Genomic DNA, 25,510 nt, shown 5'->3' on the forward strand with positions numbered 1-25,510 from the left:
TTTTCTCCTTTTTATTTGCAAATAATACCTATTGATTCATAGAAATTAGAAATATCCGTGCTATCTGGTTCTAACTTCTTTATATACGATATTGTTTCGTAACCAATTTTTCGAGCAGTCTGTAAAGCCGTACTTTTAAAACCTACTATTGTTAGTTTGTTTGCAGTAGTATTTATTAAGTAACTTTCTAGTGCTACTGTTCTGTCTAATTCAACACATTTATTCAATGTATCCATACGCCCTGTTTCCCTTGGGTGATATTTATAATATACTGTTTGACCATTCTTTTGGGCTTCAAAAACGATTTCCTCTACATACGCAATCACATTAAAGAAATCCTCTCCATATACCGCCAATAAATCTAATGCTATTAGTATTGAATCATCAAGCATGTCAATTTTATTCCCATAGAAAAGCTCTTTCATTCCAAATTTAAACGCTTTATCTGTTATCAAATAATGATCTATTTGCTTTAACTCCGGTCTAACTGCCTCTGGAAAGGTAAACCATCCTCCGCTCAAATTACGATTACTTCCCATGCAGGGGCCTAAATCATAGTACTTTCCTAACCTAAATCTAGTACTAAAGATAATTTTTCTAATAAATCTCTTCAAGACCGTTCCCCCCATGCCTAACGACGGGACACCATTATCAAAATATGCATTTGATCCATCTTCTAACCAAAACATTTTGGCATATTTATTTTTTGTTCCAACCAATTTAAGACAAAACATTTCCTGTATGCACATATCATCGACAATAAATATACTGTCATACTTTTCGCTAATTTGGGAAGTAATCGTAGAAATATCATTCTTAATTTTATTATATTTTTGAGTTGGAGTAAGCTTTCCTTTATGGTAGTTCCCATTTATCACATGAACATTAATAAAGTTTTTATCAAAAACCTCCTTATATCGTTCTGTAATCTTAAAATCTTCAAAGAGAATAAGATCATTCGTGTCGTTCTTAAGTTCAGTTTTACATAATCCTATTGCTAAAATTAAATTGTATTGCGTATGTAGTACGAATAAATTATTCATGCCTCTTTATCCTTCTTTTGATTTGTATCACTATTTCTCCTGTTAATTCATCTTTAATAACAAACATAATTCCAAAGAATACAATTGCTCCTAATAATATTTGAATCACCGTTACCGAAGGAGCAGGCTTGCATATAAAATTCAAGCCAAATACAAACACGAACATAATCATTGATGCAATCAAATATCGCAAGGTATTTGAAAACATTTTCCGAATTGAAATCTGCTTTGATAATACATAGTATTGAACTAACACAAGCGTATAATTTGAAATCAGTGTCGCAACTGCCGCACCAATATACCCAAACTTAGGTATCATCAACGCATTCACAAGAATATTCATAACCGCGGCTAATGAATTTGATAAAAGAAGTATTTTTATCTGGTTTGTTGCAATAAAATACTGCGTTCCTGATATTCCTATCAATGTATTACTAAGTACAATAGGAGCTAATATCATTAGCGCTGTTGAAGTTGCTGAAAACTCATCACCTAAATACCAAGGGATAAAGCAATTGGAAATTCCAGCAATTCCAAACATTAACGGAAAAGCCATGAACAATGATGCTCTACAAGCTTTGGTCAATAACTCGTTAATTTTTTCTTTATTATTGTTTGAAAACTCATTTGCTATTCTAGGCATCATTACATTACTCAAAACCGTAATAAAAGTTAGTGGAATAAGCACTATCTTTTCAGCTTGGTCATAAAAAGATATCTGAGCGGTATCATTTGTTAACCATTCAATCATCACTTTATCGACTTGCAAATATATAGTAGAAACTAATGACGGAAGAAAAAGCATTAACGCTCCTACATAGTGTTTAGGGAATGATTTAAAATTAGGACGTAATGGATATAAATACTTTTTTAATTGGGGATATGATATTATCATTCCTACTAAATTTGACAAAGCTAGCAAAAGAATATATTTCCATAAATCGTCAGATTCTTTAACAGCTATGAAAATCCCTATTGTTGCTATTAGTTTAGCAATCGTATTCTTCAATGCCGGAATTTTCATATCCTCAACGCCAACAAAAAACCATGTGCAATCTATTACATTTCCAAAATAATACGCATAATAAAATGCAAATAGTATCGCATAATCCGAAATCAAAGCACAGACACAATACACTATTGATCCGATTATACCTAAAAAAAATCTAAGGCACATCACATCCGCAAATGTCCGTGCAGTTATGGTTGTATCATCGCGTACATATGCAATCTGACGACTTCCATAAGATGAAAGTCCAATCAATGAAATGGAAATTATTATGGAAGTCGTTGAATTAATATAACTATATATACCTAGTTGATTTGCTCCTAATACTCGTGCTAAATAAGGTGCTGTAAGTAATGGTACAATTAAGACCAAAATATTATATAAAACATTATAAATATAGTTTTTTGCTATTTTATTCATATTTGATTTTCTTTCCTGCCATCTTTTAAGTGCATAAAAATTTTATAATGCTCAGTTGCCATCTTCTCCAAAGAGTATCCCTTCATCTTCTGTATATTATTTTGGGCCATAATTTTTCTTCTTTCTTCGTCATCAAGCAAGTAGTTAATTTTTTCACTCAAATCCTCAATATCTTCACAGTCAACAAGAAACCCATTCTCAAATGGTTTAATTAATTCACAACCAGCTACACACTGATTTGTTGTAATTACCGGGAGGCCACACGCCATTGCTTCATTTATTACAAGCCCCCAAATATCATCTCTCGTTGGTAAGACAAACAGATCAGCAACATGATAATACTTTATTAATTCATTTTTCTTTTGAAAATCAACAAAGTGAACATTTTTTAGCCTTCGTTCTTTGATAATATTAATATATTCCTGTGTCGGTTCTTTTCCTCCGATTATATAAACCCCAACATTGTTTCTTTCATTACTTAGTGCCTTTAAGAGAGTATCAAAGCCCTTTCGGAATATATATTGTCCTACAGAAACAATCACCCTTTCTTCTCTGATGCCGAGTTCTTTTCGCAACTGCTCCTTATCTTCTTTTGACCTTATTCCTTTATCAATCTCTTTTTCTGGCAATGATGAAAATGGATATATATACGTATTTGTAATGCTAGCACCATGCTTAACTAGCATTTCCTTAGATTCTTTCCCCGTACATAAATATGCCGTTGCTCCTTTTATTAAATGACTTTTTATTTTCTTCACTATTCCTGACTCTTGTACATTTCTTGCACCATCAATTGATAAAATATATGGGATTTTCTTGTGCCTACAATAGTAAATTGACAGTATTGATGTCGGTGTGCTATAACCACATACCACAAAGAAGTCAAACCTAATTGTTTTCAAATATTTCAGCACCTTTAGGCACAGAGCATCTTCTTTACCTACATTAAATCCATCCATAAAAATAGACTTAAATGTATGTCTTTCTTCAGATTTCCATTTACCATCTCTATTAGAACTAAGTGTTCGTTCAAACAAAACTGTTAAATCGCACATTTCTCCTAAACGATTGAAAAATTCTACTCTGTATGGTGCTGGTAAATTCGTCAAGAAAAGTACTTTCATTTTGTTAGCCATTCTCTATTATCCTTCTCATTTCCTCTGCATACTCAACCTCGTACTGTTCCCAAGTGTGTGATTCCGCTGTAGTCTGTGCTTTTTTCCCCATTATTTTTACTTCATCTCTATTAAGTAAAAAATATCTTATTTTCTCAACCATTGAATCAATGTCTCCAGCTGGAATAACAAATCCATTCTCTCCATTTTTTATATAGTCTGCCGCACCGGCATTACTAGTACTAATGATTGGAATTCCGTAAGACATTGCTTCACTAACAACACGACCAAAACTATCAAACAACGTAGGAAGGATAAAAACATCTGCATTGAGATAATAGTTTTCAACCTGAGTATGTGGAATATCCCCAATAAAGTTGCACCATTTTTTGTATGGCTCAAGTAACTTATCGTCTATGTAATTTTTACCTACTAACACTAACTCTATTTCTTCAGAATTAATTCTTTTTACTGCTTCCAGCAAAAAATATAATCCTTTTTCGCAAGACACCGAGCCAACATACAGTAAACTTAATTTTCCAGGCTTACCTATATTATGTGATTTCTTATTTTGTTCTAAACCATACGATATGACATGTATTCTTTTTTCATCAATGTTATTTGCAATCAAAGAGCTTTTTGCAAACTCAGATGTGCATATTATGTGATCCGCTTTTGATATATTCTCCATCAACTCACAAATTATGTTATCGTCCGATGTCACTGAAATATGCCTTCGCCATTCTTCAGGCATTTTCTTTGCCATTCTTTCCATAATCATTGATTGATAATTATATGCAATAGAAGTCATATCAAAAACTTTTATTATATTGTTGTTCTGCAATTCATCAAATGCCTTCGCCGGCGCCGCTCCCATCATAATCAATGCATTAACATTTTCACGAGAAGCATATCTTGCAACCTTCCGCGCAAATTTTTTGCTTAATCTAATATTTGTCCGAACATACAGATTCTTCAATTTAGGAACACGGTTTATCAATATAAGCATAAGATTTGGCAAAATATCAAACTGAATTACTTCTGTATCCTCAAGAACAGGACAGTTTCGTAAAGTCATTCTTTCATATTCTTTATGGCTAATAACCCTAAAGACTTTTAACCATCCTAAATATCCTTTCTTAACGTATACTGTAGTTATGTATCTATATAATAAGCCGCCCTTCTTCAGTGCTTCTGCTCTTCTGAATGAAGACTGTTGCCCTGCGTGCGCCACGATAACCTTATATTTCCTCATAATCTCTCATCCCCCTGCTTCCAAAGGACAGCCTCGGTAAAAACCTCAAAACTAAAATCGGCAAAAATAAAAACAATCCATCTTGTAACATATTCTGAAACGATCTTGTTAATACCTGAAACATAAACGTAGCCGATAATGCATAAATAATTACATCTGATGCTCTTTCGGAATATTGAAGTTTTCTAAGTTTTGCTGTTATCCTACCTAAAATAGAGAAAACAATTATTATTCCAAATATTCCACCATTTTTATATCCTTCACACCAAAAATTATCAGCTATGCCTTCTGATGCCATTCCACTCAGCATTCCTTTATATCCAGCATCGTGTTTAATTGTCGCAACAGCTGCCCCCTTTCCGGGCCAAATAAAACTTGGAACCAACTGAAGTATTGCCGCAATATAGGTTCCTCCAAATGAGAATTGTCTTATCGAATTAATATAATTTGTATAGGCAAAATAAGGAAAAAAAACCTCAATATTAATCATAAAAGAATCAAATGCCGATGAACTTTCAAACCCAGACAATGTTCCAACACCTGTTCTATAGACACCTCTCATTGCTCCAACCCAGCTAACAACTAGATATAAACAAACAACAATCAATAATAATCTAGGTATTGATATTTTCTTCTTATTTAATATTGATCTAACAAGAATAGGTGCCAGAATCGCATCAATCATCAAATGTCGGTATCCAGCTGACACTGTAAAAAGTAATGTCACAATATATACGATATAAGTGGTCCATCTGTAATTTTTTTGATATACAAGCAGAACCACAGATATAGATACTAATGCATTCAGACTCACCATCAAAAACCATAGATTTGAATCTGTAGAGCTAAGAATATCATCCGAATAATTTCCTTGCTGCCCTAATGTCAATTGTGATAATACGCTCCTGCCTCGCAGTGATAAATAAATTACATACAGTACAAAAAACACACCATAAAGAATCCACGCATGATGAACTCTAATATCCGAATAATCATTTTCAATATCTTCTCTTGAATAAAGCCAATTATCATATCTCGGACTCTTTGCAAAAAAGAAGAAACAGAAAAACAGATATCCTATGATGAAGTAAAATGATGCCTGCGGAGTATATTCCATAACTTCCAGATAACGGTATTTTGTTTGCCCTCTTAATTGCCAGACCATCGGAGCAAAAACCTCAACCAAAAAACAAACTGCAGCGATTATTGTAAAATGTGAAATTACCTCATTTTTGAATTTATAAATATATACAAGAATAGAACCTATAATAACAATTCCTGTAAAAACTAAACATATTGTATTGAACACTTATTCTTCTCCTGACCGAATCAATTCTTGAAACAATTTTATATATTTATTATTCATATGTTGTTTGCTAAAATATAAAGTTGCATATGAGCGACATTTCTTTATATTCTTCAAAGATTCTTCCATCAAAAAATAATCTATTGCCTTAACCATTTCCTCTAAATCATTCATTTCAACAAATCGCCCGATTCCCATTTGTGGTGCAGTTTCAGCAATTCCACCAACATCAAAACCAACAACTGGGGTACCGCACGCTAATGCTTCCAAGCAAACCGTCGGAAAATTATCACATTTGCTTGTAATCACAAATACATCAGCGAGTGCATAAAACTCGGTAAGTTCCTTCTGATTTGTTGTCATCGGGATATATATAACATTATCCCTTTGTAAATCTTCTCTTACGCCACCTACCACAATAAACTTTATATTCTTCCCTTTATACATATCTGCTAACTTAATAAAGGTATCAATTCCCTTTCGTTCGCTAAAAACGTCATCTGTCACGGTTAATATAACTTTGAAGTTGTCAATCTCCAGTTTGAGTCTCAATTGGTTTGTATTACAAGGATAAAAAGTTTCTTCAGTGTCAATTCCATTGTTTATCACGAAACATTTTGCTTCATGCAAATATGACTTCTTCACTCTATCTGATAACCATTTTGATGGCGTAACAAAAAAGAAGTTTGAAATTCCATGAAATAATGCTTTTTTCCGTTTGTACAGCAAACTGCTACAATCAAATAATATGGATTTGGGATACTCTTTAACTTGTGCGCACTCCTTACACCCATAAAGCCATTTATCACATCCATATGCATAACTGCATTTGCCTGTAAACATTAATTCATCATGTAATGTCCAAACAACCTTGATATTCTTTTTTTTCAAATACTTAATCAACTTATATATATTGAGATAGTATCCGTGTATATTATGCAAATGGATAATGTCAGGAGAAAAGTTTTCAATTTCCTTAATTACTCTCTCCGTAGATAAGTTAGAGAAACATCCATGCAATCCTGTAATTCTACTCAGGCAAACATCAAGGTAGAATTCAAATTTCGTACATACTTGGATGGCGTAGCTATCTGCAACAGGTCCTTTTCGTCCATAACAGACTCTAACCTCATTACCATTTTGAATTAATTCCTGGCATAGATCTCGAACAATTTTTCCTGTACTTCCAACGCCATAAACACTATTAATAAACATTATTCTCATTTATCTATCACCATATTTAGCGAAGAAATATACTTCTTTACGTTTTCGCTCTGAACAAATAACGCTTTAAAAACCTTATGTCCTGGTTTCTTATCTACATCCTTCGCATCTGCAATCTTAGTAATCCACTCGGCTAATCCTTGACAATCATCTGCGTTAACAGAAGCTCCGGAGCCAGACTCTTTAATCATCTTAGCGAACCTTGATTCACCGCCAAAGGCAAACACAACCGGTTGACCACAAGAAAGCACTATTCCCGTTTTACTAGGCATCGCGGTCTTCGTTCCACCGGCTACCAATGGAATAATATTTACGCCTGCAGCAGAATAGATATGTGTAGAAATTTCACTTGGTTGCATCGGTAACATAGTAATATTTTTTACATCTGTTGCCATTTTCTCAATTGCTGTTTTTCTCGCTCCATCACCAATAATTAAAAATTGAATGTCTTCTCTATCCTGAAGCTCTTTTGCCGCATTTACCACTATTTCAACATTCTGCATCTTGCCGATATTCCCAGCATAAATTGCATAGAACTTATCTTTGTCTAAATTATATTTCTTTACGAATTCATTCTCTTCCCAAGAAATATCAACCACTTCGTCTGAATATCCCCAATTATAGATGACTTCTATTTTGTCAGCATCTACGCCTTTGCTGACAATAAAGTCTTTCATATCATCAGAAATGCAGATTAGCTTATCTGCTTTCATATACACAGACTTCTGCCACATCTCAAAATATTTGTATAGGAAAGAGCCTTCCGATATCAAATGGCTTTGAACCGCATTGTCCGGCCAAACATCCTGGAGCATTGCAACAACTTTAATGCCTTTCATCTTCGCAGCTTTGACAGCCCAGAAAGATGAATACGATACATCCTCAAAAAGAACATCAACATCTTTAAGTTTCAGAATACCGATTGCTTCTCTAATGTTTGTCAGTGTATCTCTGACATATCTGGAAAAGATATTTCCATGGTCACTATTTTTTCTTTTATATAACCTGTACTCTATATCCTTTCCTTCATAGCCATATTTAAATTCGATTTCATCCGTATTCTCCACAGCAACAAGTCTAATAACTTGATTCCCATCATCAAGGAAACCGCCAATAATATCCTTAAACAGATGATTAAAAGGACTTGCCGGGTTATATAAAATTGGTGTAGCTATTACAATTCGCATACCATCCTTTAAGCTTTCGCTGTTTCCTTTCAAAAAATATTACGCAATGACTACCTTTATCTTATCCAACGCATCATAGCAGTCTTTTATTGCTATTTCAGCATTTTCATCCTGGGCAATAACAAAACCCATTCTTGACCCGCTACTTATTACGTCAGTTACTTCTTCTCCCACATCATGTACAACACTTATCTGCTGAATACCTGACACCTTTTCAGCCTCTTCAATGCCTTCAATGCTCTTGACAACACCTGCAGTCTGCTGGAAATAACGAATAGCAGCACCTTTGCTCCACTTATGCTCAATATCGGGCTTTTCCCCAAGTGCAATCTTGATACAACATTCCACCATATTCACACCGGTAGAAAGCGGAACAAGATGTGTTGTTATATTATCACCACCAAGTCTTGCACCAATTTCAACTATCTTTGGTCCCTCAGCAGTTACAATAATCTCTGTATGGGATGGACCGTCCTTAATTCCTATTGCTCTGTTCGCAGCCTTTGCAACCTCAGCAATTCTTTCAGCAATCTCCCCACCATATTTTGTCGGCTGTGAATGCCCCATTTCTACATAATGTGGGGCACCTGTAGTTAACTTGTCCGTAATTTGAATCACATGACAAACGCCATCAACAGAAAGTGTTTCGACACTGACTTCTATACCACTCATGTATTCTTCCACGACCACATCTCCCACTCGGGAAAATGGTCTGCAGTAACTATATGCTTCTTTAATTAGTTTCTGGTCGGTTATATCAATAACCTCAAATATTCCTCTGCTGCCGGAACTATCAGCAGGTTTAACAATGAAGGGAACCGTAAACTGTTTTACAGCTTCCGTGTACTCTTCTTCATTTGCAACTTTAAAAAACTTCGGAATTGGAACTCCTTCCGCTTGAAGTGCTACCCTCATTTCAGCCTTATTTGTGGCCTTTAAAGCGGTATCTGCATCAATACCAATCAGCCCCATCTCTTTAGCCACTGTTGCAACGGATCTCATTGGCATGTCAGTAGCCAATGTCATAATTCCATCAATCTGATGCCTCTTTGCCGCTTCCACAATAGCAGGAGCATCTATTGTACTAATAACTTCTTTTATAACGCCCGGAACATTAAAACCAATTGCTTCTGGATTCATATCCACTGCAATTACATCCATTCCCATTTCTTTAGCTTTTTCAATAGCCGGAAGCTGCAGAATGCTTGCTCCCAGAATCATGATTTTTTTACTCATTACATACTCTCCTTATACAGGAAGCAATATATTTCATATCCTCAACGCTATGTCGCTGATCACAATAGATTGTAAGCATGTGTTCTTCGGTATATTTTGCAACTTCGCAGGACATTCTCTGCTCTTTATTTAATGGCCAAATGATTGTACAGAAGATGCTCATAGAAGCAAGCGCTTTCTGAACTGCGTCTCGGTTGTTAATTAGAACTGCCACATATACATCACCAAAGCCAGTTTTGTCTTGAACAAAGTCGAAGTCTTGCAAATTATCGATAAGTACTTGTGCATTCCTACAACGAAGTTCATTTACTTCTCTCAGGTCAGTTTTACAAGCTCTTTCATATGAATACTGCGACATCAATCCGGGAAGTTTCTCTTCGTCAATCACATCTGCTACAGTAGAAAAGATTTTTCGATATTCAGCCTTTATCTCTTCATTACCAGATTGTAAAAATTCATTTCGCATACATTGTGCTTTTAATCTTATCTCAGAAAATGTAAGATCTTCACTGTATTCCTTTCCCTTCAGGTCTCTATCAGTCCACAATAAGCCACCATCCGGAATATCAATCCATTTGCGAAGGCTAGCTACCGTAAAGTCTGGCTTGAAAGTATATTTACTCTCCACCAGAAGATTGTGCGTCCTATCCTCAATAAAAACAAATGACGGATATAAAGCTCTTAACTTTTCAAGTTCTGCATCCGCAATCGCTTTATTACCGAAATAATCCATGTAGAGAAACAGAACTGTTTGATCTTCATTTGAGATTAAGGAATACAGTGATTCCAGATTAATCGAATAGTCATTATTCAGCTTGTAGTATTTCACCTTGTGACCATACATTTCAAAAGGAAGTATCATAGAGTCACATGCAAGAGCAGGAATCAAAACAGTAGTCGATTTGAATTCTCGTGCTACTGCTTTAAGAGCATCGCGACCGGATCTTAAGCATATAGCTCCCATAAACTTTTCATGAGTTACTCTGCCTTTCGTTGTTTTATATATCTCTTTATCAAGCACAGCATTATACTCATATCCATACTCTTTAACCATTCCACTCTCCCACCTCAAAAAAGCAAAACTTTAAACTTAGTGTTTTCTCAGTTCTTCTATTTGTTTCTTTGCCTCGTCTTCGTTGCTTGTATCCTTATATGTATTATCGTGCCCAAGCACAATAGCAATTGTTTTGAAAAAAATCTTCACATCCATCATAAAGCTGCAGTGTCTTGCATAATAGGCATCGTTCTTCATCTTCTCTTCACCATCGGCACTATTTCTGTAATAAGCCTGACTATATCCGGTTAATCCCGGTTTCACAGTTAAGAAGATTTTGATATCTTCAGGATATTTATCTAACCAATCCGGCGGATCAGGACGAGGACCAATTAAGCTCATCGTTCCATTGAGGAGATTCAAGAGCTGCGGAAGTTCGTCCACACTTGTATTTCTCATGAACTTACCAATTTTTGTAACTCTGGGATCATCCTCTCCGTTATATGTTGAGCCATCAGCCAGACGAATATCTGGTGCATTAACATACATAGAACGGAATTTATACATCTTAAAAAGCTTACCATCTTTTCCGATTCTATTTGCATTATAGAAAATAGGACCTTTGTCAGTGAAATAAATAATCGGGCCAAAGATTATCAACGCAATCAAAAAAAACGGAAATCCACACAAGCCGATTAGAAAATCGAATATATTTTTTACGCCTTTTCTATACACCGTTTTTCCCCCTGTTATTTCATGTACTCACGTACTACTTCCCTATAGTTCTCAATAACGTAATCAACATCTTCATCAGTCAAACATGTATGAAGAGGAAGTGTAATCAGATTCTCGTAATAGCTATAAGCATTCGGGAATTCCTTAATATCCCAACCAAGTGCTCTGTATGCTGTCATCATCGGCAACGGCTTGTAGTGGACATTTGTGTTAACGCCACGCTCAGCAAGCTTCACAATAATTTCTCTTCTAGTTTCATCAGACGCACCAGGAATACGAGTTAAATACAAATGGTTTGAACTCTGGAAATTTGCTCCGCTGTGGATTAAATGTTTAATTCCCATCTCATCACACATAGCATCGTATCTATTTATAATTTGACCTCGTCTTTTCAGCATTCCCTCATATCTATCAAGCTGTTTTAAACCAATGGCAGCCATAATATCCGTCATGTTGCACTTATACCATGGACCGATAATGTCGTACTCCCACGCGCCAACCTGTGTTTTAGCAAGAGCGTCTTTGCTCTGTCCATGAAGACTCAACAGCTGATACTGATGATAAATTTCCTCATTATCAACACCTGGAATATCAAGCCAAGTAGAAGCTCCACCTTCAGCTGTGGTAAAGTTCTTAACAGCGTGAAAAGAAAAATCCGTAAAATCTGCTATCTCACCGGCCATCTTTCCGTTTCTACTAGCCCCCAGAGCGTGAGCACAATCGGCAAACACAAGGATTCTGCCCTTTGCCTGCTGAATTCTTGCCCCAAGGTCATCGCCTTCTTTTGCTTTAAACAAGCTTTTCTTACTCTCAACGGCTGCATACAGCTTGTCATAGTCACAGATGATGCCCCCGAGATCTACAGCCACAACCGCCTTTGTTTTCTCGGTAATCACTGCTGCAACTGATTCATAGTCCATCTCAGTATTATCTGACTGACTATCCACAAATACCACCCTAGCCCCTGTGTGAATCGCAGCAGACGCCGAAGCCGTATATGTATAAGCTGGAACAATAACTTCATCCCCCTCGCCAATTCCACAAACTCGAAAGTTTAACTCCTCCGCTGCAGTGGCAGAATTTAGGCAAACAACCTTGCTGGTATGGCAATATTCAGCCAGTCTTCTCTCCAATTCTTTTGTTCGAGGACCGGTCGTAATCCATCCGGATCTGAGTGCTTCAGCAACTTCTGCAATCTCAAGTTCAGAGATGTCAGGAGGACTAAATGGAATGACTCTTTTATTTAAATTTTTAACATCATTTGCCATAATGATTTCTCCTATTATTTCCCCAGCCTTTCAGCTGTTGATTTCTTTGTGTTTATCTCTCCCGGCTCTTCCCGGTCTGTTCCACGCTACCATGACTTTGTAGCATACCTGCCTCTATCCAAACACCCTATTTCTTACACACAATCTCCAGCCCAACCTGTACATTCTGCATCCCGCCCAGTAGCGGAAGCTCCAGCCATGCCTTTCTCTTGTGCCTGTCTATCTTTCTGATATATCCTTCTTTTCCTTTCAGAGGCCCGGAGTGGATGACTACCTGGCTTCCGGTGATGATGCCTTCAGACATCTGTACAACCTGCTCCTCCCCGCCAAAGCCCAGGAGGAATTCCTTTTCATTTTCAGAAATCGGAACGATTTCCCTGCCTGTCCCAATGAGCTTTGTCAAGCCAATAACCTTTTTTAATTCTTCGTGCAGATTCTGGATATCGGATGTCACTACAAATACATATCCCGGAAACAGGATCTGCTTCTGTGTTTTCCACTCACCCTGGATATGCTTTTTCACCTCATAACGCGGGATGAAGCACTGCTCCAGCACCGTCTCGGATATTTTCCTTCTACACTGTGCACATATCCGTTCTTCCATTCCGGTCTGCACCTGCATCACATACCACACTTCTGTCTCTTCCTTCTGTTTCCTGAATTGCGTATGCTTCGCCATTCTGTCCTGTTTCAGGCAGATTTTTTCTCACTTTCTGACATCCAGGTTCTGCAAACGCGGCGAAGCGACGATCTGCTGTTTCCCTGAATTTTTTCTTATGCCATCTCTTTTGCTGCGGCAACCTCATCCAGTGCACTGTCTGCTGCAGGATATGGTCCCGCAAGGATCTTTTCCGGCTGTTTTCCCGCCGGATGGAAAGTCGTCACCATCTGCTCGACCATTCCCACGATATCCCCGCTGTTCTCATAACTTGCCTTTGCAAGCTCCTCCAGCTGCCGCAGGAACTTCTCCACATCGAATGGGACCGGCTTCCCGATATGGATCAGGTCATTGTCTGTCTTTTTCAGACCTTCCTCTGCCATCAGCTTTTCCTCGAAAAGCTTTTCGCCCGGCCGCAGCCCGGTATAGACGATCTTGATATCCTCATCCGGTTTATATCCGGAAAGCTTTATCAGGTTCCGCGCCAGCGTGTCGATCTTCACCGGCTCTCCCATGTCCAGCACAAATATCTCACCGCCCCATGCGTAAGTCCCTGCCTGCAGCACCAGGCTGACCGCCTCCGGGATGGTCATGAAGTAGCGGATGATGTCCGGATGGGTGACGGTCACCGGTCCGCCCGCTTCTATCTGCTTTTTGAAGAGCGGGATCACGGAGCCGTTGCTGCCCAGCACATTCCCGAAGCGTACCGCCACAAACTGTGTCCCCGGATGCTCCCCGTTTTTCACACTCTCCATATTCAGACCGGGATGCTTCCCGTCCATGCCGTCCACCGCCATGTGGTCCTCCGGGTCGTGCGCTATCTGCCCGTCTATCTGTTTGTCCATGTGCGCGTGCAGGAACGGGAGCAGGTCCATCCTCCCCGCCTTGCTGATGGCGTCCATGCTCTGGATGACCATCTCGCACAGGCGCTTGCTGGCGCCCATGATGTTGGTCGGGTTCACCGCCTTGTCCGTGCTGATCAGCACGAACCGCTGCGTGCCGTTTTTCAGCGCCGCATAGGCTGTCTTGTACGTGCCGACCACATTGTTCTTGATTGCCTCGTTCGGGCTCGTCTCCATCAGCGGGACATGCTTGTGCGCCGCAGCATGGTAGACGATATCCGGCCTGTAGGTCTCAAATACCTGGTTGATCCTCCGGCTGTCGCGCACGGAGCCGATCAGTACCGACAGCTTCAGGTCCGGGTATTTCCGGCGCAGCTCCTGCTCGATGTCGTAGGCATTGTTTTCATAGATGTCGAAAATGACCAGCTGTCCCGGCTCATGCCCGGCGATCTGCCTGCAGAGCTCGCTGCCGATGGAACCGCCCCCGCCTGTTACCAGGATTGTTTTTCCTTTTATGTACCGGAAGATCTCCTCCATGTTGACTTTTATCGGGTCCCTGCCCAGCAGCTCCTCCACCGCCACCGGCTTCATCCTGCTTAAGGACACCTCCCCGTTTGCCAGCTGGTAGACGCCCGGCAGGCTCTTCAGCTCGCACCCCGTCTCCTTGCAGATGTCCAGGATTGCCCTCCGGTCCTCCGCGGATGCGGTCGGAATGGCGAACAGGATCTGGTCGATCTTATATTTCCGGACATTCTCCGGGATGGAGTCCCTGCCGCCCGCGACCGGGATGCCTTCCATCAGCCTGCCCCATTTATTGGGATTGTCGTCGATCACACAGCAGGGACGTGCCTCTGCCTCCCCGGAATTTTTCAGCTCGCGGATGATCACCTGCCCGGCTGCCCCGGCCCCGATGATCATTGCATTGCGGACTGCACGTCCGTCCTGTCTCCGGCGTGCGCGCTCCATCGTGATGTAGCGGTAGGAAAACCGCACCGCGATCACGAGGCAGTACTGCATGACCGCACCGATGATGTAATACGATACCGGCATCCGCTGCAGGAAAAGCGTGATCCCTGCTGTATGGAATACCGCCGTGGCAAGGGACGCCACCGTGATGCGGTTGAGCTCACTGAAGCTTGCAAACTGCCATATGCTGCTGTAGAGCCGCAGGGCATAAAACACTGCCACCATGAATACTGCATAAAACGGCATGAATTTCACAAAAGCATCCAGATATTCCGGAGGGATCTGTGATACGTGCATGTCGAAACGCAGCAGCAGCGCAAAAAAATAGGATGCACACGCCGCGACCACGTCATACAGCACAAGATAAAGCGCGATCACTTCCCAGTGCTGGAACCTGTGTTTTTTTTCTTTCGTCTGTCCTGATACCTGTTTCCCGTTTTTCTGTTCTTCTCTCATAGCTTTTCCCAACAATATTTTGATTTTTTCATAAACTCCCTGTATAATCCTGCCCGTGTGCGGCTTCCCATGCGCCGCAGGACCTGATAACCGAATATTTCCGGTAGACATCTGTCTATACTATTTTTCGCAAAAAATGTAAAAATTTCTCACAAACGCAAAAAATGCCCTGCCGGGCGCATAGCATATTAAGAAGATACTTTCCTCTCATACTATGCGCCCGGCAGGGCGCTTTTTTTGCTGCATCGCTATATTTCTTTTTTCTCTTTCTTTTCCCCTTTCCGCAGATACCTGCGGTATTGAATACTGTTGCCGCACACCTTATAAGGTACATCCAGAATTTCTACGCTGCCATCGTCTCTGCATTTTTTAAAGCCCAGGAAGCTGCCCAGAGTACGCCGGTTTCCTGTTGTCATCAGCTTTACTCCGAAATTAGTGGTATACTCAATGCAATCTCCGCGAATCGTTCCGCTGAGAATAAATGCCATATAAATTCCCCGTTCAAATGGAAGAAAATCCGGTGCAGCCATCATCTTTTCCAATGGAAGGTTCCGCTGTCCACCCCTTGCGTTTTTTCGTGCGCCGGTTTTTGCAGTGCCGTCTATATTCCGTAAAAAGCTTCCCTGCACATCCAGTCCGTCGACCATAATCCTCATTCCGGCGCGATTTACTTCCGGCAGTTCCTTTAGGCATTTCAAGAAAAAATCAAAATTTTTCTGCATAACTGTCGTGGTTCCCTGTCCGGAAGCCAGCGCGTTTTTCTGCTGCTGCAGCTCATACAACTGCTGACGCAGGTTTTCTTCCGTCTCCGCTCTTTCTTCCTGTATTTTTCCAGGCTCTTTATTCATTCCCGGCGCTTTCTCCCACGCGGCGTCGCTCTGCCTGTCCGTCATCCGCCTTAACTTATTTTCCAGCTCCGCGATCTGGTCGTCCAGTATTTCCATACGCACAGCGGAAATATGATTTCCCCTCTCCCGCTGGCAGGCGCTCTCATAAGCTTCTTGAAACAAGGTACAAATCCGGCTGGAATTCCCATTCGCTTCATAGTCTCTCTTCAGAGCATACAGCATTTCCATAAAACTCTGCTCAATGGCGCACTCATGCAGAATTTCCGACGGACAGTTCCTGTCTTTCTTTTCGCTGTGGATCCCGGAAATCTTTCCTTTACGCTCCCCGGCTCTTCGTTCGCATTTCCATACTGGATAAGCGTAGACATACTTCTCCAGATAGCGCGAGGTATCTCCCCCGGTTGCTGCAAGAGAGCGTTCATCCGTGTATCCGCTGGCAGTCCCGGTATAAGTCATCCGGATCAATTTTCCTCCGCATTCTTCCTCCGTCCCGGATAGCGCTGCTTTGCAGCGCAGGTTGAAAAACGGCGATTTTCCCGGTCCCGTCTGCCTCTTTTCGTCTGCGATACATTCCGTATTTTCCCCGGATTTTTTACGGAGCATCGCCTGCACCTTATCCCAGGTGGTCCGGTCGATGATAGCGGCATGATGATTCTTCACATAATACTTTGGTGCCTCGCCATGATTAATCGTAGAACGATGCGTCAGAAAATCTCTGGTAACCGTTTTCTGCATTTCCAGGTCCCCTACGTATTTTTCATTGCGGAGCACCGTCATGACCGAGCTGCAGGACCAGTTTTTATCATTTATGGTTTTGCGTCCCAGCTTATTGAGCTCCTCCGCGATCCGGTTGGCCGACCGGCCGCAGACGTATCTGTCAAAAATATACTGCACGGTGGCTGCCTGCTCCGGGTTTATGACCCAGGTGCCGTCCTCCGCTTTATCATATCCAATCATCCGCTTCAGATTAATCTGCGGGATACCCGCCTGGAAATTTTTCCGGAAGGTCCAGCGGATATTCTCGGAAATGGACCGCGACTCATCCTGCGCCAGAGCAGAAAGAATCGTCAGAATCAGCTCGCCGGTCGCATCCAGCGTATCAACATTTTCTTTCTCAAAATAAACGCCCACCGGCGGATTCTGCTGCCGCAATTCGCGTACACAGTTGAGCGTGTCGACCGTATTCCGCGCAAAACGGGAAATGGACTTTGTCACGATATAATCCAGCCTGCCGTTCCTGGCGTCCTCCATCATACGGTTAAACGCATCTCGGTGTGCGCGGCTGGTACCGGAAATCGCCTCGTCCGCATAGATACCGGCAAAACGCCATCCCTCCCGGTTCTGAATGAGACCTGCATAAAATGCTTTCTGATTCGTATATGAGGTCAGCTGGCTTTCATCCCCTGTGGAGACACGGCAATAAGCTGCCACGCGGATATTTGTCTGCTTCTTTAACTGTGCCCCGCCCTGGACCGACCGTTTTGTTGCCGGTATAACAGAAACCTGCGGACCTTTTGCCTCTGCTGTTATCATGTTATGTGCCTCACCTTTCTCCTGTTCTTCTGCAGTCTCTCTCCATCATGCACTGCCCGTCGCAATGTCCCGCCGTATTGCGGAAATCTCCGATATTCGTGTGCATCTCGACCTCTGTCCGGGTATCATCAAACCAGTGGACCGTATATTGAAGCGGCGAATGTACGGTAATGGAAAGAACAAATGCACTTATATGTTCTTCCGTAATACCGTTCAGAAATTCGACCGTTCCAGACTGTCCCACAGGAAGCCCCTTCATCCATGCAATCGTTTTTTCCCGGCAGTCGTAGTTTTCCTCCAGTTCCGTCCAGTAAGCTTCCAGATAATTCATACGTTCAGTCAGCTTCTGCTCCCGCTCTTTTTCTTTCGCAAGCTTCTGCTCCGTTTCCTTCAGCCCGGTCATAATCTCCTTCATCTCTTGCTCCCGGATACACAGCTCCGCCTTATGCGACTGTTTTCGACTTTCGAGCAGACAAAGCTCCCTCTGCAGACTTTCGATCTTCCTTCCGGCATCTGAAATCTGAGATTTTAAGAAAGAGCGGTCACGCTCTATATAATCCAGGCGGCAGGCATCCTCCAGCCGCTTCTGCATCTGTGGCACAAAATGAGCAGCTTCATCAGAAAAGGGAATTTTCCGGGCATCGTCCAGCGCAAAGCGCCCGCTCATAATATCCGCAAGCTTCGCCTCATCCACAAGCGGCAGGGTCGTCAGACGGAATCGCTCCATCACTGCCCTGCGAAACATTCTCACTATCTGCTTTTCATAGACCTTTTCGGAATGACAGATTATTTTCCCGTTATTTAAAGTTGTGGAAGGACAGAACCAGATTGGATGAAACTTCGTGTTTCTCACATGAAAATACCGTCCACATTCCGCACAAAGCAATCTGCCGGAAAAAGCCCGCATCTGGCGCTTCTTTCTGTGCTTTCCATAGGTGTCTGCATTCATCCTTACGATTTTGGAAGCTTCCTCATACAGCTCCCGGTCAATAATTGCCGTATGATGATTTCTTACAAGATACTGTGTGACCTCTCCTCTGTTGATTCTGGTCTGATGAGATAAATAGTCCAAAGTGAAGGTTTTCTGAATCAGTACATCGCCGGCATACCGTTCCCGGTGGAGTATCTGGGAGATATGACGCGCGGTCCAGCCCTCGTCCAGATTTTTGTACAGCTGCCCTTTTTCCGGATGCGCTTTTCTCTTTCTGCTGTAAAATGACTCCGGTGAAGAAATGCCCTCCCGGTTCAGCTCCCCGGCTATTGTATGAAAGGGCATCCCGTCTGCCGCCATCTGGAATATCCAGCGGACGATTTCTGCCTCCGCCTCAACGGTTTCAATATCTTTATACTGATAGCCACTGTCCGTGATAACCATTTTTCCGTTGTACTGGTATCCATACAGCTTCTGATTGCGCACGTCCCCTCTGGGAAATCTTTTCTGCATTCCCCAGCGGATGTTTCCGGAAATGCTCCTGCTCTCCTCCTGCGCGATGGCTCCCAGCGCAGTCAGGATAAATTCGCTCGTCGGTTCCGCCGTATCCAGCGCTTCCTTCTCAAACATGATCGTCACATGATAATCCCGCAGCGTTCTTAGGGCAATCATAAAATCCGCCGTATTCCGGGCAAATCTGGAAATAGATTTACACACAATGCGATTAATTTTTCCTTCCCTGCAATGACGCAGGATACGCTTAAAGCCTGTCCGCTTTTCTCCGTTAGTGCCGGACCTTCCATAATCGGAATATATGCCCGCCGATATCCAGGATGCATTTTTCGTCAGCAGCTGCTGAAAGTATCGCTCCTGCGTTTCATACGAGTTTTCCTGGTCTGACAGGTCCGTAGAAACGCGGATATACGCCGCAACCTTCTGCCGTCCTGTCTCTGCTTCCGTCCGGCAAAAGGATTCCCCAAATCCGGTATTGATACCGTTTTTCTGTTCCCCTTCCATTTTATTTATTCCCTTTTATTCCTTTATTCCCTGCAATTCTTATATTTTCTCATTTTCTAAGAAGATTACGTTCATTGCTTTCCTGTTAATCTGTTTCATGATGCTTCCATTATCCATCTTTTTGGGATAAAGTTCAATACTGTCTATAAAGTCTTTCATAAATTCTTTCTTTTCAGGCTTCCTGTATAATACAAAGTGTAAAGGATGAATGCACAGAAAGGAATGGAGCTGAAAGATACCTCAGTGTAAAATAAGAAATACTGACCTTTTTTCTGAAGAAATTATCGCGATTAGCAAGAAAGCCTATGAAAAGGTCACAGTCATTACTTAGAGATAGGCAGAGGCTGGCGAAACTTGTTATGCGTGCGAATGGATATGAGACAGAATTTTATAAGAAAGAATAAATGTAAGAGGCACCCACAAAAAGTGGATGCCTTTACTGCCCTTACAGCGAAAATACTTCTTAAAAAATTGCCCTTACGGCGTACAATCAGTAATTAAAAGCTTGCCCTTACGGCGTACAATCAGTAATTAAAAGCTTGCCCTTACGGCGTATATCGCTTTCTGTCACTTATATAATAAAGTATATGCGCCCAAAAGTCAATTGGTTTCTTCTGACTTTTCATTTTTTTCGGCAGTCTCTTTATTATCTGCGGATTTCAGCAATTTATTCTCTTCAAGGAGCTTGTCATAAGCCTCTTGTAGTGCTTTATTCTTTTCCTTTTCCTGTTCAAAGGCTTGTACCAGTTTCTGGTGCTCAATCCATTCTTTGGAGAAGAAATTTTTAATCATAGTTTTGCGTACTTCACGAAAAACGCCATTATCATCATTTACATCTCCGGCAATCATTCCTAATACAGAAATAATACGGGCTTTGGACATAATCTTTGCATTATTAAGAATCAAGGCACAATCATGTGCAAACCCTTCAACAGCACCAACTTTGCGATAATACCATTTCCCAGATGGATTATCGATTGGATGATAAGCAGCGGACACTTTCACGAGGGTACTTGTGGTTGGAATTACTAAAACAGTATTTGCCCATTCTTCAATAATAACAGCAGGATGCTTGTAAGAAAGTTCTGGAGAAAAATTATTTCCCCATTCCATTTGAACAATTGTTCCAACTCCATAAGAACGCTTTACAGAAAGGTTCTTTTTCGTAACCCAACGGTTCAAGCTACTGATAATCATTGCCATTTCACTTTCAGTTAATCGTTCAGAGGCGTATATTAAATTGGATAGTATCTGCATGTATGAAGCTAAAACTTCACTGGTGTCTTTCGCCATTGTGGAACGCGATATCGGGTCAGTAGCAATGGACGTTTCTGGTAATATGAGAACTATTATAACATGTATTTATAGATATTAAAATAGTAAAATGATTTCAAAATAAATTTCCGAAAATAATTTTTGAAATAAATTCGTATTTATTGTTTGAAAGGAATTATAGCAAATACATATTTTAAGAGTGAAAGGTGTATTTTCTTATGGATTTCTTTGTGCTACTACCTTCAAAGTTTATAAAAAAATAACAAGTTTTTATATTACCATGAAAAAAGGGCACAAAAGACCAAGACACCATAAAATGTCTATAGAACATTCCCTATGTTAATGAGAGTTGCGTTGTATATGAACCGGATTGATGAGCAGACGATCAGCCTTTCAATGGCAACGGGCTTGACATTGGAAAATTGAATGTAAATGGAAAGTTGGAAGGACACTTACTGAGGTTTCTCGGTAGGTGTTTTTCTTTTGCAGAAAAAAGGAGGATACCCATGAGTGAAGTAACAACAGCAATGGAATGGAGGACGATTCCCGTTGGGGACCTCCACCCTGCTGCCTATAATCCGAGGAAGAAGCTGAAACCCGGAGATAAGGAGTATGAGAAAATCAAGAAATCCATTCAGGAGTTCGGCTATGTGGAGCCTATCATTGTCAACTTTGATATGACAGTCATCGGCGGCCACCAGCGTCTGACGGTCTTAAAAGACTTGGGATACACCGAAGTCCAGTGCGTGGTGGTTCATATTGAGGATGAGGCAAAGGTAAAAGCCCTGAACATCGCACTCAATAAGATCACTGGCGCATGGAATGAGCAGCTTCTGGCAGACCTTATTGTTGATTTGCAGAGTCAGGATTTCAATACCGATCTGACGGGTTTTGAGCCAGCGGAGATCGACCAGCTTTTTTCCAAAGTCCATAACAAGGAAATTAAAGAGGATGATTTCGATGTGGATGAGGAATTGAAAAAGCCGACCATGTCAAAGACAGAAGATTTGTGGCTGCTTGGCAGGCACCGTCTGGTCTGTGGTGATTCGCTGCTGCCGGAAACTTTCAGTACATTGATGGATGGAAAACGTGCCAATCTTGTGGTCACGGACCCGCCCTACAATGTAAATGTGGAGGAAACCGCAGGAAAAATCAAGAATGACAATATGCCCGATGAGGATTTCTATAAGTTCCTCTTTGCGGCTTTTGTAAATATGGAACAGAACATGGAAAATGACGCATCCATTTATGTTTTCCATGCAGATTCCAAAGGGCTGATCTTCCGGCAGGCATTTCACGATGCCGGATTCTATCTGTCCGGCTGCTGTATCTGGAAGAAGAACGCCCTGGTGTTAGGACGCTCCCCTTACCAATGGCAGCACGAACCATGCCTGTTCGGGTGGAAGGTCGGCGGCAAGCACCAGTGGTATTCTGACAGGAAGCAGACAACCATTTGGGAATATGACCGTCCGAACTCATCCAGAGACACCTCTAATACTTCTGATAATTTCTTAGCTGTCAAGAGGTCTGGATACCGCGCCCCACATTCCCAACGGGACACGGCCTGCCTGGTAACATAGAGATGATCCGACAAGGTCTGCTGCGTCATCCCTTTTTCTTCTCTTGCCCTTTTTAGTTTCTCACCAAATTCAACCATAAATATCAACCACCTTTTTCCGATTTGATTCCTATAGGATAGGCTGATTATAAAATATTCTGCTGTCAAATGAAAGAAACACCCTCTAAAATCCATGTAAACCAAATGGTAACATGGTATTTCATGCTATCTTTTTTTTTGGCACACGAATATCCAGTCGCTGGAACAACGGTTTTGTATTATCCTGTTGGGCGCTTGTTATGCTCAATTAACATAATTAAACTAAACACAAATAGTCGGCTCTTTGCCACAGTACAGACTCGTATTAACGATCTGTTATGCTGACTGCTTCAATCGCCACACTGCCTCCACGAACAATTTCTATACGCCCCGGAAAATTTTTCTCCAAAAGCCGGATGAAATCATTATTCTTATTTTCTGTTTGGACACATTCGAGCAATATTGTGGTAGTATCATAGTCAATCATTTTCGCATGAAAAACATCCCTCATATAAGCCAATTTTGTCATATCCTGCTCTGAACAGCTATGGATTTTAATATACATCAGTTCTTTCATGTGGATTGCCATTTCCGTAAAATCCACAACCTTAATGACTTCAACGCTCCGGTTTAACTGTTTTTTGATCTGTTCAAAGGTCTGGTCATCACTGGTCAAACTGATTGTCATGCGGGAAATAGTTACATCTTCCGTAGTGCCTACGGTCAGGCTGTCCAGATTATAAGATTTACCGGAAAACAGTCCGGAAATCCGGGCCAGAACACCGATCTCATTTTCTACAAAAAGACTGATCCATCTTTTCTTAGTCATTGTCAGTACCTCCCATAATCATATCGCTTAATGGATTCCCCGGCGGCACAATCGGAAGCACGTTTGCCTCCGGCTCAATAATAAATTCGATCACTGTGGGAACCTTTGGTGTATTTTTTGCTTCCTCTAATGCAGCCCTGATTTCCTCCTGACGCTGAATGCGAATCGCTTTCGCGCCATAGCTCTCAGCCAGCTTCACAAAATCAGGAACATATTCCGGACAGCAGGCAGACGGGGTATTGCATGTTGTCAGGCAGCTTTTTCGATACCGCAAGCAAGTGCTGGAATACCGTTTATCAAAAAACATTTCCTGCCATTGGCGGACATTACCTAAATACCCGTTATTGAGAATACAAATAACAATCGGCAATTCATATACAATGGCTGTTGCCATTTCCTGAATGTTCATTTGCATACCGCCATCGCCGCAGATGGTAATTACGTCTTTGTCAGGATTCCCTAATTTTGCGCCAATGGCTGCGGGAAAACCATAACCCATTGTTCCAAGACCACCGGAAGTCAGCATTTGCTTCTGACTGGTCAATTCCAAGAACTGTGTGGTCCATAGCTGGTTCTGGCCCACATCGGTAGTAATGACAGCATTGTCAAATACCCGATTGATCTCTCGGATAATATGGCGAGGTGTCATCCTCGATGGTGTGTCCTGCAAAACGGTAAGAGGATGTTCCTTTTTCCAGGAATCCACTCGTTTTTGCCAGTCCCCAAAATCGTATTCGGGAGCCTTCTCCAGCAAAGCCTGGATTGCATTTTTTGCATCCCCGACAATCGGTATATCCACGACGATATTCCTTGAGATGGAAGCCGGATCTATGTCAACATGTATGATCGTTGCATTCCTGGCAAATTCACTCACTTTTCCGGTAATGCGGTCATTAAAGCGGACACCGATAGAAAACAGCACATCACATTCGCTAATCGCTGTGTTAGCAGCATAATTGCCATGAATGCCCAGGTTTCCAACATAGAGCGGATGAGTAGTTGGAATTGCCCCTTTCCCCATAATCGTAGTGACTGACGGTATCCCGGTCTTTTCTACAAGTGCAGTCATTTCCTGATTCGCATGAGCAATATTTACACCACCACCCAAAAGAAATACAGGCCGTTTCGCATTTTTCAGACATTCCAGTGATTTTTTTATTTGCCCCATATGAACATTCGTATTGGGCTTATATCCACGCACTTCCGCTTGTTTCGGATAACAGTCACTTCCTAATGCCTGCTGAATGTCTTTTGGTAGATTGACAACTACCACTCCCGGCTTACCGGAACGGGCAATAAAAAATGCCTTTTTGATGGTAGCGGCTAAATCTTCTCTTTTACGGACTGTGACTGCGTATTTGCTGATGCTTCTTGTAATTCCAACAATATCAACTTCCTGGAAGGCATCATTGCCGATCAGATGGGTGGGGACTTGCCCGGTAAAGCAGACCAGCGGCACGCTGTCATAGTTGGCCGTAGCAATTCCAGTTACAAGGTTCGTTGCACCAGGACCGCTTGTAACCAGACAGACACCGACTTTGCCCGTTGAACGTGCATAGCCATCCGCAGCATGAACCAATCCCTGCTCATGCCGTGGAAGAATGACGTTAATTCCCTGGACTCCGTAAAGGGCATTAAATAGGTCAATCGCCTGACCGCCGGGATAAGCGAACAACGTATCAACCTGTTCAGCTAACAATGCCTTCACAAATAATTCTGCTCCAGTAATTTGCATAAGTATTTTCCTCCTTGTGATTGCGTGTACT

19 protein-coding genes and 1 pseudogene are annotated in these 25,510 nt (G+C 41.5%); 1 reads left to right on the forward strand and 19 read right to left on the reverse strand.

The genetic code is table 11. The features are described 5' to 3' along the window. Positions 1-11 precede the first annotated feature (11 nt). The 16 genes from NQ534_RS01425 to NQ534_RS01500 all read right to left on the reverse strand — a co-directional run bounded on the left by NQ534_RS01425 (position 12) and on the right by NQ534_RS01500 (position 21,246). Complete coding sequence (locus tag NQ534_RS01425; protein WP_006864095.1) at positions 12-1,043, reverse strand: polysialyltransferase family glycosyltransferase; 1,032 nt, start codon at positions 1,041-1,043, stop codon at positions 12-14. Then, positions 1,036-2,472, reverse strand: a complete 1,437-nt coding sequence (locus tag NQ534_RS01430) for a flippase (RefSeq protein ID WP_040785130.1) — start codon at positions 2,470-2,472, stop codon at positions 1,036-1,038. The genes NQ534_RS01425 and NQ534_RS01430 overlap by 8 nt, the downstream gene beginning before the upstream one ends. Continuing rightward, a complete protein-coding gene (locus NQ534_RS01435; RefSeq protein WP_006864097.1) occupies positions 2,469-3,608 on the reverse strand; it encodes a glycosyltransferase family 4 protein in 1,140 nt (379 codons plus the stop codon). The genes NQ534_RS01430 and NQ534_RS01435 overlap by 4 nt, the downstream gene beginning before the upstream one ends. Continuing rightward, positions 3,601-4,842, reverse strand: a complete 1,242-nt coding sequence (locus NQ534_RS01440) for a glycosyltransferase family 4 protein (RefSeq protein ID WP_006864098.1) — start codon at positions 4,840-4,842, stop codon at positions 3,601-3,603. The genes NQ534_RS01435 and NQ534_RS01440 overlap by 8 nt, the downstream gene beginning before the upstream one ends. Beyond that, complete coding sequence (locus NQ534_RS01445) at positions 4,829-6,151, reverse strand: O-antigen polymerase (protein WP_006864099.1); 1,323 nt, start codon at positions 6,149-6,151, stop codon at positions 4,829-4,831. Before NQ534_RS01445 ends, NQ534_RS01440 begins: the two co-directional genes overlap by 14 nt. Continuing rightward, complete coding sequence (locus NQ534_RS01450; RefSeq protein ID WP_006864100.1) at positions 6,152-7,372, reverse strand: glycosyltransferase; 1,221 nt, start codon at positions 7,370-7,372, stop codon at positions 6,152-6,154. Further along, complete coding sequence (locus NQ534_RS01455; RefSeq protein ID WP_006864101.1) at positions 7,369-8,559, reverse strand: glycosyltransferase family 4 protein; 1,191 nt, start codon at positions 8,557-8,559, stop codon at positions 7,369-7,371. Before NQ534_RS01455 ends, NQ534_RS01450 begins: the two co-directional genes overlap by 4 nt. A gap of 39 nt (positions 8,560-8,598) precedes the next feature. Beyond that, positions 8,599-9,795: an ATP-grasp domain-containing protein gene (locus tag NQ534_RS01460; RefSeq protein WP_006864102.1), complete on the reverse strand. Its 1,197-nt coding sequence runs from the start codon at positions 9,793-9,795 to the stop codon at positions 8,599-8,601. Beyond that, the gene (locus NQ534_RS01465; RefSeq protein ID WP_006864103.1) at positions 9,788-10,849 is read right to left on the reverse strand and encodes a hypothetical protein; all 1,062 of its coding nucleotides are present in this window, start codon (positions 10,847-10,849) and stop codon (positions 9,788-9,790) included. The genes NQ534_RS01460 and NQ534_RS01465 overlap by 8 nt, the downstream gene beginning before the upstream one ends. 36 nt (positions 10,850-10,885) lie before the next feature. Next, on the reverse strand, positions 10,886-11,524 hold the full coding sequence (locus tag NQ534_RS01470) for a sugar transferase (protein ID WP_006864104.1): 639 nt from the start codon (positions 11,522-11,524) through the stop codon (positions 10,886-10,888). 14 nt (positions 11,525-11,538) lie between these two features. Then, positions 11,539-12,792 (reverse strand): DegT/DnrJ/EryC1/StrS family aminotransferase, encoded by a 1,254-nt coding sequence (locus NQ534_RS01475; RefSeq protein ID WP_006864105.1) that lies wholly within the window; start codon positions 12,790-12,792, stop codon positions 11,539-11,541. A gap of 127 nt (positions 12,793-12,919) precedes the next feature. After that, positions 12,920-13,471 (reverse strand): antiterminator LoaP, encoded by a 552-nt coding sequence (gene loaP / locus NQ534_RS01480; protein ID WP_006864106.1) that lies wholly within the window; start codon positions 13,469-13,471, stop codon positions 12,920-12,922. 95 nt (positions 13,472-13,566) lie between these two features. After that, the gene (locus tag NQ534_RS01485) at positions 13,567-15,714 is read right to left on the reverse strand and encodes a nucleoside-diphosphate sugar epimerase/dehydratase (protein ID WP_260042986.1); all 2,148 of its coding nucleotides are present in this window, start codon (positions 15,712-15,714) and stop codon (positions 13,567-13,569) included. A 248-nt stretch (positions 15,715-15,962) separates the two neighbouring features. Further along, entirely contained in the window at positions 15,963-18,095 is a 2,133-nt protein-coding gene (locus tag NQ534_RS01490; protein WP_006862456.1) for a recombinase family protein, read from the reverse strand. Positions 18,096-18,105: 10 nt separating this feature from the next. Continuing rightward, positions 18,106-20,043 (reverse strand): recombinase family protein, encoded by a 1,938-nt coding sequence (locus tag NQ534_RS01495; RefSeq protein ID WP_006862455.1) that lies wholly within the window; start codon positions 20,041-20,043, stop codon positions 18,106-18,108. 600 nt (positions 20,044-20,643) lie between these two features. Further along, entirely contained in the window at positions 20,644-21,246 is a 603-nt protein-coding gene (locus NQ534_RS01500) for a putative type II toxin-antitoxin system PemK/MazF family toxin (RefSeq protein ID WP_143115889.1), read from the reverse strand. A 578-nt stretch (positions 21,247-21,824) separates the two neighbouring features. On the opposite strand from NQ534_RS01500, the gene NQ534_RS01505 reads away from it, so the two are divergent. Continuing rightward, the gene (locus NQ534_RS01505; protein WP_006862452.1) at positions 21,825-22,898 is read left to right on the forward strand and encodes a site-specific DNA-methyltransferase; all 1,074 of its coding nucleotides are present in this window, start codon (positions 21,825-21,827) and stop codon (positions 22,896-22,898) included. On the opposite strand, the pseudogene NQ534_RS21650 reads toward NQ534_RS01505, so the two are convergent. The 3 genes and pseudogenes from NQ534_RS21650 to ilvB form a co-directional block, all read right to left on the reverse strand. Then, a pseudogene (locus NQ534_RS21650) lies at positions 22,850-23,071 on the reverse strand (helix-turn-helix domain-containing protein); the annotation flags it as partial. The gene NQ534_RS01505 and the pseudogene NQ534_RS21650 sit on opposite strands and share 49 nt — an antisense overlap. A gap of 169 nt (positions 23,072-23,240) precedes the next feature. Beyond that, entirely contained in the window at positions 23,241-23,744 is a 504-nt protein-coding gene (ilvN, locus tag NQ534_RS01515; protein ID WP_006862451.1) for an acetolactate synthase small subunit, read from the reverse strand. After that, on the reverse strand, positions 23,737-25,479 hold the full coding sequence (gene ilvB / locus NQ534_RS01520) for a biosynthetic-type acetolactate synthase large subunit (protein WP_006862450.1): 1,743 nt from the start codon (positions 25,477-25,479) through the stop codon (positions 23,737-23,739). Before ilvB ends, ilvN begins: the two co-directional genes overlap by 8 nt. Positions 25,480-25,510 lie beyond the last annotated feature (31 nt).

Source organism: Marvinbryantia formatexigens DSM 14469 (assembly GCF_025148285.1).
Taxonomy (GTDB): domain Bacteria; phylum Bacillota; class Clostridia; order Lachnospirales; family Lachnospiraceae; genus Marvinbryantia; species Marvinbryantia formatexigens.

What these genes read in the sequence shown, in the direction of transcription:
- NQ534_RS01425 (WP_006864095.1), bottom strand. Translation starts at nt 1,043, where the DNA reads ATGAATAATTTATTCGTACTACATACGCAATACAATTTAATTTTAGCA.
- NQ534_RS01440 (WP_006864098.1), bottom strand. Translation starts at nt 4,842, where the DNA reads ATGAGGAAATATAAGGTTATCGTGGCGCACGCAGGGCAACAGTCTTCA.
- NQ534_RS01430 (WP_040785130.1), bottom strand. Translation starts at nt 2,472, where the DNA reads ATGAATAAAATAGCAAAAAACTATATTTATAATGTTTTATATAATATT.
- ilvB (WP_006862450.1), bottom strand. Translation starts at nt 25,479, where the DNA reads ATGCAAATTACTGGAGCAGAATTATTTGTGAAGGCATTGTTAGCTGAA.
- NQ534_RS01490 (WP_006862456.1), bottom strand. Translation starts at nt 18,095, where the DNA reads ATGATAACAGCAGAGGCAAAAGGTCCGCAGGTTTCTGTTATACCGGCA.
- NQ534_RS01475 (WP_006864105.1), bottom strand. Translation starts at nt 12,792, where the DNA reads ATGGCAAATGATGTTAAAAATTTAAATAAAAGAGTCATTCCATTTAGT.
- NQ534_RS01485 (WP_260042986.1), bottom strand. Translation starts at nt 15,714, where the DNA reads ATGAGAGAAGAACAGAAAAACGGGAAACAGGTATCAGGACAGACGAAA.
- NQ534_RS01460 (WP_006864102.1), bottom strand. Translation starts at nt 9,795, where the DNA reads ATGAGTAAAAAAATCATGATTCTGGGAGCAAGCATTCTGCAGCTTCCG.
- NQ534_RS01505 (WP_006862452.1), top strand. Translation starts at nt 21,825, where the DNA reads ATGAGTGAAGTAACAACAGCAATGGAATGGAGGACGATTCCCGTTGGG.
- NQ534_RS01435 (WP_006864097.1), bottom strand. Translation starts at nt 3,608, where the DNA reads ATGGCTAACAAAATGAAAGTACTTTTCTTGACGAATTTACCAGCACCA.
- ilvN (WP_006862451.1), bottom strand. Translation starts at nt 23,744, where the DNA reads ATGACTAAGAAAAGATGGATCAGTCTTTTTGTAGAAAATGAGATCGGT.
- NQ534_RS01495 (WP_006862455.1), bottom strand. Translation starts at nt 20,043, where the DNA reads ATGGAAGGGGAACAGAAAAACGGTATCAATACCGGATTTGGGGAATCC.
- NQ534_RS01450 (WP_006864100.1), bottom strand. Translation starts at nt 7,372, where the DNA reads ATGAGAATAATGTTTATTAATAGTGTTTATGGCGTTGGAAGTACAGGA.
- NQ534_RS01500 (WP_143115889.1), bottom strand. Translation starts at nt 21,246, where the DNA reads ATGGCAATGATTATCAGTAGCTTGAACCGTTGGGTTACGAAAAAGAAC.
- NQ534_RS01455 (WP_006864101.1), bottom strand. Translation starts at nt 8,559, where the DNA reads ATGCGAATTGTAATAGCTACACCAATTTTATATAACCCGGCAAGTCCT.
- NQ534_RS01465 (WP_006864103.1), bottom strand. Translation starts at nt 10,849, where the DNA reads ATGGTTAAAGAGTATGGATATGAGTATAATGCTGTGCTTGATAAAGAG.
- loaP (WP_006864106.1), bottom strand. Translation starts at nt 13,471, where the DNA reads ATGGCGAAGCATACGCAATTCAGGAAACAGAAGGAAGAGACAGAAGTG.